12 protein-coding genes are annotated in these 14,905 nt (G+C 56.0%); 10 read left to right on the forward strand and 2 right to left on the reverse strand.

Annotated elements, in window-relative coordinates:
* Together C7M51_RS18960 and ugpQ are read left to right on the forward strand one after the other, a co-directional pair.
* Complete coding sequence (locus C7M51_RS18960) at positions 1-1,074, forward strand: sn-glycerol-3-phosphate import ATP-binding protein UgpC (RefSeq protein WP_160623089.1); 1,074 nt, start codon at positions 1-3, stop codon at positions 1,072-1,074.
* Complete coding sequence (ugpQ, locus tag C7M51_RS18965) at positions 1,071-1,811, forward strand: glycerophosphodiester phosphodiesterase (protein ID WP_160623090.1); 741 nt, start codon at positions 1,071-1,073, stop codon at positions 1,809-1,811. The genes C7M51_RS18960 and ugpQ overlap by 4 nt, the downstream gene beginning before the upstream one ends.
* A 3-nt stretch (positions 1,812-1,814) precedes the next feature.
* Here the strand turns inward: ugpQ and C7M51_RS18970 are convergent, their stop codons facing one another.
* On the reverse strand, positions 1,815-2,117 hold the full coding sequence (locus C7M51_RS18970; RefSeq protein WP_160623091.1) for a DUF2756 domain-containing protein: 303 nt from the start codon (positions 2,115-2,117) through the stop codon (positions 1,815-1,817).
* 190 nt (positions 2,118-2,307) lie between these two features.
* Here C7M51_RS18970 and ggt point away from each other — a divergent pair, with 190 nt between their 5' ends.
* The 5 genes from ggt to gntU all read left to right on the forward strand — a co-directional run bounded on the left by ggt (position 2,308) and on the right by gntU (position 8,364).
* On the forward strand, positions 2,308-4,056 hold the full coding sequence (gene ggt, locus C7M51_RS18975; RefSeq protein WP_160623092.1) for a gamma-glutamyltransferase: 1,749 nt from the start codon (positions 2,308-2,310) through the stop codon (positions 4,054-4,056).
* A gap of 404 nt (positions 4,057-4,460) precedes the next feature.
* Positions 4,461-5,156: a pirin family protein gene (locus C7M51_RS18980; RefSeq protein WP_160623093.1), complete on the forward strand. Its 696-nt coding sequence runs from the start codon at positions 4,461-4,463 to the stop codon at positions 5,154-5,156.
* A 186-nt stretch (positions 5,157-5,342) separates the two neighbouring features.
* Positions 5,343-6,338: a gluconate operon transcriptional repressor GntR gene (gntR, locus tag C7M51_RS18985; RefSeq protein ID WP_160623094.1), complete on the forward strand. Its 996-nt coding sequence runs from the start codon at positions 5,343-5,345 to the stop codon at positions 6,336-6,338.
* A gap of 139 nt (positions 6,339-6,477) precedes the next feature.
* The gene (gntK, locus tag C7M51_RS18990; protein ID WP_160623095.1) at positions 6,478-7,014 is read left to right on the forward strand and encodes a gluconokinase; all 537 of its coding nucleotides are present in this window, start codon (positions 6,478-6,480) and stop codon (positions 7,012-7,014) included.
* A 9-nt stretch (positions 7,015-7,023) separates the two neighbouring features.
* Positions 7,024-8,364, forward strand: a complete 1,341-nt coding sequence (gene gntU, locus C7M51_RS18995; protein WP_160623096.1) for a gluconate transporter — start codon at positions 7,024-7,026, stop codon at positions 8,362-8,364.
* A gap of 48 nt (positions 8,365-8,412) precedes the next feature.
* Here gntU and C7M51_RS19000 read toward each other — a convergent pair whose 3' ends face one another.
* The gene (locus C7M51_RS19000) at positions 8,413-9,006 is read right to left on the reverse strand and encodes a YhgN family NAAT transporter (protein ID WP_160623097.1); all 594 of its coding nucleotides are present in this window, start codon (positions 9,004-9,006) and stop codon (positions 8,413-8,415) included.
* A gap of 258 nt (positions 9,007-9,264) precedes the next feature.
* Here C7M51_RS19000 and asd point away from each other — a divergent pair, with 258 nt between their 5' ends.
* The 3 genes from asd (at position 9,265) to glgX (ending at position 14,896) form a co-directional block, all read left to right on the forward strand.
* The gene (gene asd / locus C7M51_RS19005; RefSeq protein ID WP_160623098.1) at positions 9,265-10,371 is read left to right on the forward strand and encodes an aspartate-semialdehyde dehydrogenase; all 1,107 of its coding nucleotides are present in this window, start codon (positions 9,265-9,267) and stop codon (positions 10,369-10,371) included.
* Positions 10,372-10,727: 356 nt separating this feature from the next.
* Complete coding sequence (glgB, locus tag C7M51_RS19010; protein ID WP_160623099.1) at positions 10,728-12,914, forward strand: 1,4-alpha-glucan branching enzyme; 2,187 nt, start codon at positions 10,728-10,730, stop codon at positions 12,912-12,914.
* The gene (gene glgX, locus C7M51_RS19015) at positions 12,911-14,896 is read left to right on the forward strand and encodes a glycogen debranching protein GlgX (protein ID WP_160623100.1); all 1,986 of its coding nucleotides are present in this window, start codon (positions 12,911-12,913) and stop codon (positions 14,894-14,896) included. The genes glgB and glgX overlap by 4 nt, the downstream gene beginning before the upstream one ends.
* The last annotated feature ends 9 nt before the right edge of the window (positions 14,897-14,905 follow it).

Consider the following 14,905-nt stretch of genomic DNA (forward strand, 5'->3'; position numbering starts at 1 on the left):
ATGGCAGCAGTCACACTTCAGGCCGTCACCAAATCCTGGGATGGCAAACAGCAAATTATTCAGCCGCTGGACGTGGCAATTGATGATGGCGAATTTATGGTGATTGTCGGGCCATCCGGCTGTGGTAAATCGACGCTGCTACGGATGGTGGCGGGGCTGGAGCGCGTCACCAGCGGCGATATCTATATCGACAGGCGGCGCGTTACCGAGCTGGAGCCAAAAGATCGCGGTATCGCCATGGTTTTCCAGAACTATGCGCTCTATCCACATATGACGGTGGAAGAGAATATGGCATACGGTCTGAAAATTCGTGGCATGGGACGCGAGCAGATCCGCCAAAAGGTAATGGAGACGGCGCGCAGCCTGGAACTGGAGGCGCTGCTTAAACGACATCCACGCGAGCTTTCCGGCGGCCAGCGCCAGCGGGTAGCAATGGGGCGCGCCATCGTGCGCGAACCGGCACTGTTTCTGTTCGATGAACCGTTATCTAATCTGGACGCACGCCTGCGGGTGCAGATGCGCCTGGAGCTACAGCTGTTGCACCGACGCCTGCAAACTACCAGCCTCTATGTTACCCACGATCAGGTTGAGGCGATGACGCTGGCGCAGCGCGTGATGGTGATGAACAAAGGGATTGTTGAGCAGATCGGCACGCCGGTTGAGGTTTACGAGCGGCCCGCCACGCGCTTCGTTGCCAGCTTTATCGGCGCGCCTGCAATGAACCTGCTTGAGGGCATTTTCAGCCATGACGGCACCGCCTTTACGTTGGCAGATGGCATGTCTCTGCCGCTGGCGACGGCGAGAAAGCGCTGGGCGAATCAGACGGCAACGCTGGGTATTCGTCCGGAACATATCAGCCTGAGTCGCCAGCAGGCGGGCGGCGTGCCGTTAACCGTTGAAACGCTGGAGCTGTTGGGTGCCGATAATCTGGCGCACGGGCGCTGGGGTGGCAGGCCAGTTGTGGTACGCTTGCCGCATATTGAGCGTCCCGCGCCGGGCAGCACGCTGTGGCTGCATCTGCCTGACAAGGCGCTGCACTTCTTCTCTACCGATGATGGAGCTCGTCTGGAATGAATACTCATCCCTGGCCTTATCCGCGTATTGTCGCGCATCGCGGCGGCGGCAAACTGGCACCGGAAAATACCCTGGCAGCGATTGATGTGGGTGCCCGCTATGGTCACACCATGATTGAGTTTGACGTCAAGCTGTCGCGTGACGAGCAGCTCTTTTTGCTGCATGACGATACGCTCGATCGCACCAGCAACGGCTGGGGTATTGCAGGCGAACTGCCGTGGGAAAAGCTGGCATTGCTGGATGCGGGCGGCTGGTTCGGCAGCGCGTTTGAAGCGGAACCTCTGCCTTTACTGACGCAGGTTGCGGCCCGCTGCCGCCAGCATCAGCTGATGGCTAATATTGAAATCAAACCGACTACCGGCTGTGAAGTTGCAACCGGACGTGCAGTGGCGCTGGCGGCGCGTGAACTCTGGCGTGGAGAAACGCCGCCGCTGCTCTCTTCATTTTCTTTCGCTGCGCTGGAAGCGGCGATGCAGGCGGCCCCGGAGCTGCCGCGCGGTTTGCTGCTCGATGAATGGCATGATGACTGGCTGAATATGGCACAGCAGCTGGATTGCGTATCGCTGCACCTTAATCATCGTCTGCTGGACGCGGAGCGCACTGCGGCTATCAGGCAGGCTGGTCTGCACATTCTGGTTTATACCGTGAATCAGCCCGCACGCGCCCGTTTACTGCTGGAATGGGGCGTGGATGCGATCTGCACCGATCGCATCGATATCATCGGCCCCGATTTCTGACGCTTAGCGGCTATCCTGCTGATTAATCGGCGGATAGTGCGTTGCGTTGCCTGGCTGTGATTGCTGTACGCGTTGCTGCGTGCTGTTGCGCTGCTCCTGTAGACGACGCTGGGTTTGCTGCGTTTGCCATTGTTGATCCTGGCGCAGCCGGTTTTGTTGCTGAATTTGATTTGACTGCATCTGGTTTTGCAGCCGCTGCTGGCTGGGATTATAGCCAGGCTGATTCGGGTTATTGTTGTTATTCAGCGTATCCGCCATACTGCTCAGCGGCAGCAGCGCGATAAACATCAACAGTAATTTCTTCACGATCTCCTCCTTCCGGGGCGGCGAGCCAGAACGGCGGCATTGCCCGTTAACCTGTTTAAGTCTAACTCACCCTGCGCTATCGGCCTGCTAATTCCGGTTAATTTGCGTTATCTCTCGTTTTTTTGGCTTAGTTTGTGCATGTTTATAAAGAGCAAACATAATGTAAAAAACAATAACAAGGGTAAACACAATGCAAAAAAGAGTGAAGGGATGGGGGCTGGCTGCTGCGCTGCTGGCATCAGTATGGGGCGCACCGGCATTGGCGCTGGTGCAGAATGCACCGCCGGTTTCATATGGCATCGAGGCAGATACTTTTCATCCGGTCAGGGCGCAGCAGGGGATGGTGGCATCGGTGGATGCGCTGGCTACGCAGGTTGGAGTCGATATTCTTCGTCAGGGTGGTAACGCGGTGGATGCGGCGGTTGCCGTTGGCTTTGCGCTGGCGGTGACGCATCCACAGGCGGGTAACCTGGGCGGCGGCGGTTTTATGCTGTTGCGTACCGCGGCGGGCCATGTCACCGCTATCGATTTCCGTGAGATTGCGCCAGCGCGTGCCAGTCGCGATATGTTTCTCGATAAACAGGGCAATGCCGACAGCAAACTCTCGCTGACCTCGCCGTTAGCCTCCGGTACGCCCGGTACGGTAGCGGGCTTTGCGCTGGCGGCGGATAAGTATGGCACTCTGCCGCTGAGCCGCCTGCTGCAACCGGCGATAGATCTGGCGCGTAAGGGCATTGTGGTAAACGATGCGCTGGCTGACGATCTGAATACCTACGGCAAGGAAGTGCTGCTGAGCCACGACAACAGCCGGGCAATCTTTTTCAAGGCGGACGGGACGCCTTATCAAAAAGGCGAGCGTCTGATACAGGAGAACCTTGCGCGCAGCCTGTCGCTGATTGCCCAACAGGGGCCCGATGCCTTTTATAAAGGCGATATCGCCGATGAGATCGCAGCGGAAATGGCACAGCATGGCGGGTTGATCGGCAAGGAGGATTTAGCCAGCTATCGCGCCCTGGAGCGCCAGCCAATCGGCGGTAGCTATCGCGGCTACCAGATCTTTTCGATGCCGCCTCCCTCATCCGGCGGTATCCATATTATTCAGATCCTGAATATTCTGGAGAACTTCGATCTGGCAAAAATGGGCTTTGGCAGCGCCGATGCCATTCAGGTAATGGCGGAGGCGGAAAAGTACGCCTACGCCGACCGTTCGGAATATCTGGGCGATCCCGATTTTGTCAAAGTGCCGTGGCAGGCGCTGACCAGCAAAGCCTATGCGAAATCGCTGGCGCAACAGATCGATATCGCCAAAGCGCGCCCCTCGGAACAGATCAAACCCGGTAAGCTGGCACCTTACGAGAGCAACCAGACCACGCATTTTTCCGTGGTGGATAAAGCAGGCAATGCGGTTGCCGTGACTTACACGTTGAATACCAACTTTGGCAGCGGCATTGTCGCCGGAAAAAGCGGTATTTTGCTGAACAACGAGATGGATGATTTCTCCGCTCGTCCCGGTACGCCGAATGTTTATGGCCTGGTCGGTGGCGAAGCCAATGCCATTCAACCCGGCAAACGCCCGCTCTCTTCTATGTCGCCGACTATTGTGGTGAAAAATGGCAAAACCTGGCTGGTTACCGGCAGCCCCGGCGGTAGCCGCATTATCACTACCGTGCTGCAAATGGTGGTCAACAGCATCGATTTCGGAATGAATGTGGCGGAAGCGACCAATGCGCCGCGTTTTCATCATCAGTGGCTGCCGGATCAGCTACGGGTTGAGAAAGGTTTTAGCCCGGATACGCTGAAGCTGCTGAGCGCGAAAGGGCAGAACGTTCAACTGCTGCCGGCGATGGGCAGCACGCAAAGCATTATGATCGGGCCGGACGGCAGGCTGTACGGCGCTTCCGATCCGCGCACGCCAGACGATCTGACGGCGGGATATTAATAAACCAAAACCTCCATTCAACGAGGTCTTACCGTTGATGAAGTCGCTTAAGCGGAGAAATAAACAAGAAAATTACCAGAAAGGGGTTTACAGACGCGAATGATAATGATTATTATTGCCATGCACTCCGGCGAGACTTGTTAAGGCTCACTGCGAAGGCACGACATTGCTCACATTGCTTCCAGTATTATCTTAGCCAGCCGGGTGCTGGCTTTTTTTTTGCCCGTCGGTCTGGGCATTTTCCCCGTTGCCGTTTCCTCCATGCTTCATCAATCTGCTTGTCCCCTCTTTATCGGGCAGCGGGAAAACCATTCATTTTTTTTGAACAGAGAGGTGAAGTTTTTCAGCTATCATTTGCTCTGCTCCAGGCCCAGACTATAAAAAAACGTTGAGGAGCATTGAACATGATTTACTTACGCAAAGCTGAAGAACGCGGTCATGCCAGTCACGGCTGGCTGGATAGCTGGCATACATTTTCCTTTGCCAACTACTACGATGCCAACTTTATGGGCTTCTCCGCGCTGCGGGTGATTAATGAAGATGTGATCGATGCGGGTCAGGGTTTTGGTACGCATCCGCATAAAGATATGGAAATTCTGACCTACGTGCTCTCCGGCACCGTCGAGCATCAGGATAGCATGGGCAACAAAGAGCAGATTCCGGCAGGTGAGTTTCAGATTATGAGCGCCGGTACCGGCGTGCGGCACTCTGAATATAACGCCAGCAGCAGCGAACCGCTGCATCTGTATCAGATCTGGATTATCCCGGAAAAAACCGGCATTGAGCCGCGTTACGAGCAGCGCCGCTTTGCCGACGTACAGGGTCGCCAGCTGATTTTGTCACCCGATGCGCGTGAAGGTTCGCTGAAGGTTTATCAGGATATGACGCTGTCGCGCTGGGTGCTGAAAGCGGGCGAAAGCGATAGCGTTGCGCTGGATGCATCGCGCCGCATCTGGATTCAGGTGGTGAAGGGCGATGTGCAGGTAAACGATCAATCGGTAACTACCAGCGATGCGCTGGCAATTTGGGATGAAAGTACGCTGACGCTGAAGGCGAGCAGCGATGCGGAAATCCTGCTGTTCGATCTGCCGCCGGTGTAATCATAAAACGTTAACGTGCTTTAAGCCGCCGCTCATTCTGTCCGGCGGCTTTTTTCATTGTGATGAAATAAGACCGCCGACATTCGCTTTGGCGCAGCTGCAACCATCGTCACGTTTTCCCCGCTCGTGACGGCTGGCTTTTTTTTGTAAACTCAGCCCCATCTCTCTCTGCCCAGCGAATCCATCATGAAGAAAAAAAGACCCGTGCTACAGGATGTTGCCGATCGCGTCGGCGTGACGAAAATGACCGTCAGCCGCTATCTGCGTAATCCGCAACAGGTCTCTGCCGCGTTGGGGGCGAAAATTGCCGTCGTGCTGGATGAGTTGGGCTACATTCCCAACCGCGCGCCCGATATGTTATCAAACGCCACCAGCCGCGCTATCGGCGTGCTGCTGCCCTCGTTGACCAACCAGGTATTCGCCGACGTGCTGCGCGGGATTGAAGCTGTTACCGATGGCGCGGGTTATCAGACGCTGGTGGGCCACTTCGGCTATAACGCGGAAAAAGAAGAATTACAGCTGCGCTCTCTGCTGGGCTGGAATATCGATGGCCTGATCCTCACTGAACGCACCCATACGCCCGCCAGCCTGCGTATGATTGAAACTGCCGGAATTCCGGTGATTGAGATGATGGACAGCGTTTCCCCCTGTCTGGATATGGCGGTTGGCTTCGATAACGTTGAGGCGGCGCGTCAGATGACGCACGCGATTCTGGCGAAAGGGCATCGCCATACCGTTTATCTCGGCGCGCGGCTGGATGAGCGTACGCTGCAAAAAGAGCAGGGCTACGCGCTGGCGATGCGCGAGGTGGGGCTGGAGCCGCGCAGCGTCATGATGGAGGAAGCCTCCTCGTTTAGCGCGGGCGCGATGCTGCTGTGCGAGGCGCGGCGACGCTATCCGCAGACCGATAGCCTGTTCTGTACCAATGACGATTTGGCAATCGGTGCTATGTTTGAATGTCAGCGCCAGGGATTACGCGTACCGGAGCAGATGGCGATTGCCGGTTTTCACGGACACGATATTGCCCACGTGGTGACGCCAAGACTGGCGACGGTATTCACCCCGCGTGAGCGCATGGGACGTGAGGCGGCGACGCTTCTGCTGGCACGCATCGGCGGCGATAACAGCGTGCATCAGCCCATCGACGTAGGCTTTGAAATTGAGGAAGGGGAGAGCATCTGAATCGGATGTTTTTTTGAACCTGCTCACAATTCCAGGCTTTTCCTGCCCGACGGGTTGCGCTGAGAAGCGCACGTACTGAGAATGGATACGCCAATGTTATCGGTAACATTTGCATTTTCATCTGCCGGAGCCAACTACAATGCAAACTCAGTCGCCGTCACATCATGTTTTTATCCTGATGGGCGTATCGGGCAGCGGTAAATCCGCCGTTGCTTATGAAGTCTCGCACCAGCTGAAAACCGCGTTTCTTGACGGCGATTTTCTCCATCCGCGTGCCAATATCGAAAAAATGGCCCACGGCCATCCGCTAAACGACAGCGATCGTCAGCCCTGGCTACGGGCAGTCAACGATGCGGCTTTTGCCATGCAGCGCACCCAGGCCGTTTCGATTATCGTTTGCTCCGCACTGAAAAAAAGCTACCGCGATATTCTGCGTCGGGGTAACGACAATCTCTCTTTTATCTATCTGAAAGGCGAGTTTGAAACTATCGAGAGCCGTCTGAAGGCGCGTAAAGGTCACTTCTTTAAGCCGCAGATGCTGGTTTCCCAGTTCGAAACGCTGGAAGAGCCCGCCGCTGATGAGAGTGATGTACTGGTCGTCGATATCAATCATCCCCTGCCGGACGTCGTTGCCGCTACCATCGCCACCATTGAGGGTGCGATCAAAAAGGATTAGTTGTTTCTTATGAGTACCGCAACCCTGGTGTTAACCGCGGCAGGTTCCGTTCTCCTGCTGCTGTTCCTGGTAATGAAAGCGCGTATGCATGCTTTCGTCGCTCTGATATTAGTCTCGTTCGGCGCTGGCCTGTTCTCCGGAATGCCGCTGAATAAAATCGCTGAAACCATGCAGAAAGGCATGGGCGGCACGCTTGGCTTCCTCGCAGTGGTGGTGGCGCTGGGCGCGATGTTCGGCAAAATCCTGCATGAAACCGGCGCGGTCGATCAAATCGCTATCCGCATGCTGAAATCGTTCGGCGAACGTCGTGCACATTACGCGATGGGCATCGCCGGATTAATCTGCGCGCTGCCGCTGTTCTTCGAGGTGGCGGTGGTGCTGCTGATCAGCATTGCCTTCGCCGTGGCGCGACGTACCGGCGATAACCTGGTGAAGCTGGTGATCCCGCTGTTTGCCGGGGTCGCGGCGGCAGCGGCGTTTCTGCTGCCGGGTCCGGCACCGATGCTGCTGGCATCGCAGATGCACGTCGATTTCGGCTGGATGATCCTGCTCGGCCTCTGCGCTGCGCTGCCCGGTATGCTGATCGCCGGGCCGCTGTTCGGCAACGTTATCAGCCGTCACGTGAGTTTTAACGTGCCGGAAGAGACATCGCAGCCGGATGTTGAACAGCATAAGATGCCGTCGTTCGCCTTCAGCCTGTCGCTGATCCTCTTTCCGCTGGTGCTGGTGGGGCTGAAAACGATTGGTGCACGCTTCACCGCCGAAGGCTCGCGGCTCTATGAATGGCTGGAGTTTATTGGACATCCCTTTACCGCCATTCTGCTGGCGCTGCTGCTGGCAATTTACGGTCTGGCCTGGCGTCAGGGAATGGATAAAGAAAAGGTAATGCAGGTGTGCGGCAGCGCGTTACAGCCTGCGGGCATCATTCTGCTGGTGATCGGTGCAGGCGGCGTGTTTAAGCAAGTGCTGGTGGATTCCGGCGTTGGTCCGGCGCTCGGTAACGCGCTTACCGGCGCAGGTCTGCCAATTGCGCTGGCCTGCTTTATCCTCGCCGCTGCGGTGCGCATTATTCAGGGATCGGCGACGGTTGCCTGTTTAACGGCGGTCGGGCTGGTGATGCCGGTGATTGAGCCGCTGCACTATAACGGTGCGCAAATGGCGGCGCTGTCGATCTGTATCGCTGGCGGTTCGATTGTGGTCAGCCATGTTAATGACGCCGGTTTCTGGCTGTTTGGGCGTTTTACCGGCGCTACCGAAGCGCAGACGCTGAAAACCTGGACGCTGATGGAGACGATTCTGGGCACCGTCGGGGCGATTATCGGTATGATCGCTTTCGAGCTGCTTTCCTGATCGTGGCGGGCGGAGGCAAAAACGCCATTCGCCCGCCTTTCCCATCAATTAAATTTTCAGATAGGCGCGGATACCGTCGAGGAACATCTGCGTTGCCAGCATAATCAGAATCAATCCCATCAGGCGCTCCAGCGCATTCACGCCTTTATCGCCCAGCAGCCGCAGAAACAGGCCGGAAAGCAGCAAAATCACTACCGTAATGCCCCAGGCACAGAGCAGCGCGCCCACCAGATAACCCATATGGTTAGGATACTGATGGGAAAGCAGCATCAGGGTGGCAAGCAGTGAAGGCCCGGCGACTAACGGAATAGCAAGCGGCACCAAAAAAGGTTCTTCACCCACCGGCAGGCCGCTGCTGTTGCTCTCGGCGGAAGGAAAAATCATTTTAATCGCAATCAGAAACAGGATGACGCCGCCGGAGATCGAAACCGTTTCGGTACGCAGGTTGAGGAAGGCGAGAATTTTCTCCCCGGCGAATAAAAACAGCAGCATAATACCCAGCGCGATCAACATTTCGCGCATCAGCACCATGCGGCGGCGTTTCGGTTCCAGATGCTTTAAAACCGACATAAAAATCGGCAAATTGCCTAGCGGGTCCATTATCAACAACAATAATATGGTCGCAGAGATCATTTCAGTCATTTATTTTGCTCTTCATCTTTAAACGGGCAGCGCTGTTATTAGCAATGCTATTGAAAAGATTAATCCAATCGAATTAATTCACTTGCCAGCAGGGCTGCATTTTGTAGAGTTGGTGGTTACAGGTAAACCAAATTTTCTCTGGCGGGCTTCGCTTTCCGGCGATCCGATGTTTTCACTTTTCAGACTGTCGCTACCCTTTGTTGCGGTCGCCGCCTGTGCGGCGCACCAGCGCGGCGGGTAGCCCGTAGCAGGTGCTCAATGAAAAATGTAGGTCTTATTGGTTGGCGCGGTATGGTCGGCTCGGTGCTGATGCAGCGCATGAGCGAAGAGCGCGATTTCGACGCGATTCGCCCGGTTTTTTTCTCTACTTCTCAGCATGGCCAGGCGGCCCCGACCGTTGGCGGTCAGAATGGTACGCTTCAGGATGCTTATGATATTGATGCGCTGAAGGCGCTGGATATTATCATCACCTGTCAGGGCGGCGACTATACCAGTGAGATCTACCCGAAGCTGCGTGCCAGCGGCTGGCAGGGTTACTGGATTGATGCGGCTTCCACGCTGCGTATGAAAGATGATGCGATTATCATTCTCGATCCGGTTAACCATCAGGTGATTCGTCAGGGGCTGGATAAAGGCATTAAGACCTTTGTCGGCGGCAACTGCACCGTCAGCCTGATGCTGATGTCGCTCGGTGGTCTGTTTGCGCACGATCTGGTGGAGTGGGCGTCGGTTGCCACCTATCAGGCCGCTTCCGGCGGCGGCGCGCGTCACATGCGTGAACTGCTGACGCAGATGGGCATGTTGCATAACCACGTGGCGCAAGAGCTGCAAAACCCGGCGTCGGCGATTCTGGACATTGAACGTAAGGTGACGGAACTGACCCGTTCCGGCACGCTACCGACCGATAACTTCGGTGTTCCGCTGGCGGGCAGCCTGATCCCGTGGATTGATAAACAGCTGGAAAACGGCCAGAGCCGCGAAGAGTGGAAAGGTCAGGCGGAAACCAACAAGATTCTCGGCACGCAGCAGACGATCCCGGTTGATGGCCTCTGCGTACGTATCGGCGCGCTGCGCTGCCACAGTCAGGCCTTCACGTTGAAGCTGAAGAAAGATGTGCCGCTGGCAGAAATCGAGCAGATACTGGCCGCGCACAACGAGTGGGTGAAAGTAGTGCCGAACGATCGCGAGCTGACGATGCGCGAGCTGTCGCCTGCCGCCGTCACCGGTACGCTGAGCACGCCGGTAGGGCGTCTGCGTAAGCTGAATATGGGACCGGATTACCTTTCCGCCTTTACCGTTGGCGATCAGCTTCTGTGGGGGGCCGCCGAGCCGCTGCGCCGTATGCTGCGTTTGCTGGTAGATTAATCTGTTTCAGCCCCGTTCTGCCTGTGGAATGGGGCGTTATCCCACACTTTTTCGCATTCCCTGCTTTTTCAATCACCTGACGGAATAGCCGCCGACGGGTGATCTGCCTCCTCTTTTTGCTATTACTAAAATTATTTTATGCAAAGTTCGCAGGCTTATTGTACGCCTTGTCTATGCTTAGCATGACTGTTTCGTTTTTCCGTTTCGAATATTAATAGTTGATGCGCGCGGCAACGCTTTTTCCCATGGAAAGGTTGCGGCACTGTCGGCGCGTACATGGCTCATTGAAGAGTAGTCAGGCTAACGTGCTTGTTAACGTTATGGTTTCGGCTGCCATAAATCACAGGAAGAAAGTCATGTCAGAGCTCCCGGATCGCCACGCGATCAATGCGATTATTGAAGGTCATTACGCTGACCCCTTTTCACTGTTGGGAATGCACCAGACCAGTAGCGGCCTTGAGGTTCGCGCCCTGCTGCCTGATGCGTCTGAAGTGTGGGTAATCGAAACCAGCACCGGGCGCAAATGCGCGCAGCTGAAGTGCCTTGATTCGCGCGGCTTTTTTCACGGCGTTATCCCGCGTCGTAAGAACCCGTTTCGCTACCAGCTGGCCGTCACCTGGCACGGCGAGCAAAACCTGATTGATGATGCCTATCGTTTTGGCCCGCTGTTGCAGGAGCTGGATAGCTGGCTGCTGGCCGAAGGCACCCACCTGCGCCCTTATGAAACGCTGGGCGCGCACGCGGATGTTATTGACGGCATCAGCGGGACACGCTTTTCCGTCTGGGCGCCTAACGCACGCCGTGTCTCGGTAGTCGGCGACTTTAACTATTGGGATGGACGCAGACATCCGATGCGTTTTCGCCGTGAGATTGGCGTCTGGGAACTGTTTGTTCCGGCGGCTCGCACCGGCCAGCTCTACAAATATGAAATTATCGATAACAAAGGCCAGCTGCGGCTGAAAGCCGATCCCTTTGCTTTTGAATCGCAAATGCGTCCCGACAGCGCCTCCATGATTTGCGGGCTGCCGGAGAAAGTAGAGATGCGCCCGGAGCGTAAGGCGGCGAACGCTTTTGACGCGCCGATTTCTATCTATGAAGTGCATCTGGGATCCTGGCGACGGCACACCGATAACAACTTCTGGCTGAGCTACAAAGAGCTGGAAGAACAGCTGATCCCCTATGTTAAAGAGATGGGATTCACCCATATCGAACTGATGCCGGTTAACGAACATCCGTTTGACGGCAGCTGGGGCTATCAGCCAGTGGGAATGTATGCGCCAACGCGCCGCTTCGGCACGCGTGATGAGTTCCGCCACTTTGTCGCCGCCGCGCATGCAGCGGGGCTGAACGTGCTGCTTGACTGGGTGCCGGGCCATTTTCCTTCAGATGATTTTGGTTTGGCGCAGTTTGACGGCACCGCGCTATATGAGCACGAAGATCCGCGCGAAGGTTTCCACCAGGACTGGAATACGCTGATCTATAACTACGGACGCCGTGAAGTCAGTAACTATCTTGCCGGTAACGCGCTTTACTGGCTGGAGCGTTTTGGTATCGACGGGCTGCGGGTGGATGCGGTGGCGTCAATGATCTACCGCGACTATAGCCGCCCGCAAGGGGAATGGGTACCGAACCACTTCGGCGGGCGTGAGAACCTCGAAGCGATTGATTTTATCCGCTACACCAACCGTATGCTGGGGCATAACGCGCCGGGTACGGTGACCATTGCCGAAGAGTCCACTGATTTTTACGGCGTATCGCGCCCGCCGGAATCGGGCGGGCTGGGCTTCTGGTACAAGTGGAATCTGGGCTGGATGCACGACACGCTGGATTATATGAAACTCGATCCGGTCTATCGTAACTACCATCACAATCTGATGACGTTTGGCATGGTGTACAACTACACCGAAAATTTCGTGCTGCCGCTCTCACATGATGAAGTGGTACACGGCAAGCGTTCTATCCTCGACCGTATGCCCGGTGACGCCTGGCAGAAATTTGCTAACCTGCGCGCCTATTACGGCTGGATGTGGGCCTTCCCCGGTAAAAAGCTGCTGTTTATGGGCGGCGAATTTGCCCAGGGCAGGGAGTGGAACCACGACACCAGCCTCGACTGGCATCTGCTGGAAGGTGAAGACAACTGGCATCACGGCGTTCAGCGGCTGGTGCGCGATCTTAACCTGACCTACCGCCATTATACGCCGTTGCATCAGTGCGATTTTGATCCCAGCGGCTTTGAATGGCTGGTGGTGGATGACCATGAAAACTCAGTATTTGTTTTCGTACGCCGCGATCGGGAAGGCAATGAAATCATTGTCGCCAGCAACTTCACGCCGGTACCGCGCTACAACTATCGCTTTGGTATCAGTCAGCCGGGCGGCTGGCGCGAAGTTATCAATACCGATTCGTATCACTATAAGGGCAGCAATACTGGCAATGGCGGCACCGTCTGGAGCGAACCGGTTCCCAGCCATAACCGCGAGCATTCGCTGACGCTGACCATACCGCCGCTGGCAACGATTTGGTTGGTCAGGGAGGTGGAATGAGTTACCTGAGTGCCGGTAAACCTGCCCCCCTGGGCGCAACCTGGGATGGGAAAGGCGTCAACTTTACGCTTTTTTCGCAGCATGCTCAGCGCGTGGAACTCTGCCTTTTTGATGAAAAAGGCGAGGAAAGCCGCTATGACCTGCCGATGCGTACAGATGATATCTGGCACGGCTATTTTCCTGAGCTCGCTCCTGGACAGCGTTACGGCTATCGCGTTCATGGTCCCTGGGCACCCGAACAGGGGCACCGCTTTAATCCCGCGAAGCTACTGATTGATCCCTGTGCTCGTGCCGTTGAGGGGGCGGTTCCGGACAGCGCGCTGCTTAACGGTGGCGAATGGCAGCCGGACGAGAGCGACAGCGCGGCCGTCGCGCCGAAAAGTGTGGTGATAGCGAATGACTTTAACTGGGGTGACGATGTTGCGCCACGCGTGCCCTGGGGCAAGACGGTGATTTATGAAGCGCACGTACGTGGACTGACGCAGCGACATCCGGAAATTCCGGAAATGCAGCGTGGTACTTATGCGGCGTTGGGTCATGCAGCTATCGTCAACTACCTTCAACAGCTGGGGATTACCACCCTGGAGCTACAGCCGATTGCGCAGTTTGCCGATGAGCCTCGCCTGCAACAGCTGGGGCTGCGTAATTACTGGGGCTATAACCCTTATGCGCTCTGGGCGGTTGAGCCGCGCTACGCCTCCGGTAAGGATGGGTGCAGCCCGCTACAGGAGTTTCAGCAGGCGGTAAAAACGTTGCATCGCGCCGGAATTGAAGTGGTGTTGGATATCGTGCTGAACCACACCGCCGAGCTGGAAGAGATTGGTCCTACGCTCTGCCTGCGTGGTGTGGATAACGCCAGCTATTACCGACTCAGCAAGGATGGGCGCTATCACAACTGGACCGGCTGCGGCAATACGCTCAATCTCAGCCATCCCCAGGTGATGCGCTGGGCGCTCGACTGCCTGCGCTATTGGGTCACGGTATGTCATGTCGATGGTTTTCGCTTCGATCTGGCACCGGTGTTGGGAAGAACGCCGGAATTTCGCGCCGATGCACCGTTTTTTGCAGCGATAAAAGCCTGCCCGATTCTTTCTCAGGTCAAGCTGATCGCCGAACCGTGGGATATCGGGCCGGACGGCTATCAGTTGGGACGTTTTCCTTCGCCTTTTGCCGACTGGAACGATCGTTTCCGCGATGCTATGCGCCGTTACTGGTTACACGGCGAGCTGTCTAACGGCGATTTTGCACGCCGCTTTGCCGCGTCCAGCGACTGTTTCCGTCATAACGATCGCCTGCCGTCATCAACGGTAAACCTGATTACCGCGCACGACGGCTTCACTCTGCGCGATCTGGTGAGTTTTGCGCGTAAGCATAATGAAGCGAATGGGGAAGATAATCGTGACGGGCACAACAATAACTACAGCCATAACCACGGCAGCGAAGGCTTAACGGTATCGCTTAACGTGCTGGAGCGCCGTCGTCGCTCTGTCCATGCGCTTCTTACTTCGCTACTGCTGGCGCAGGGTACGCCAATGCTGCTGGCCGGTGATGAACAGGGGCATAGCCAGTACGGCAACAACAATGCCTATTGTCAGGATAACGAACTGACCTGGTTTGACTGGAAAAACCGGGATGAGGGGTTGTACGCCTTTACCGCCGCGCTGGTGCAGTTGCGTCAGAAAATTCCTGCGTTGACGCAAGACCGCTGGTGGGAGGAAGGCGATGGAAATGTTCAGTGGCTCAACCATGAAGGACGACCGCTGAGCGCGCAGGAGTGGGAGCAGGGCAAGCATCAATTGCAAATCCTGCTGTCCGGAAGCTGGCTAATAACGATAAATGCCACGCAAGACGTGAGCGAACTATCTCTACCAGACGGAGAATGGCGCGCTGTTCCTCCATTTGCCGGGGAAGATAATCCGATCCTGTCAACTGTCTGGCATGGACCCGCGCACGGCGTGTGTGTGTTCCAAAAGCAACTATAAGGAGTCAGA

Origin of the sequence: Mixta intestinalis (assembly GCF_009914055.1) — a bacterium.
Classification (GTDB): domain Bacteria; phylum Pseudomonadota; class Gammaproteobacteria; order Enterobacterales; family Enterobacteriaceae; genus Mixta; species Mixta intestinalis.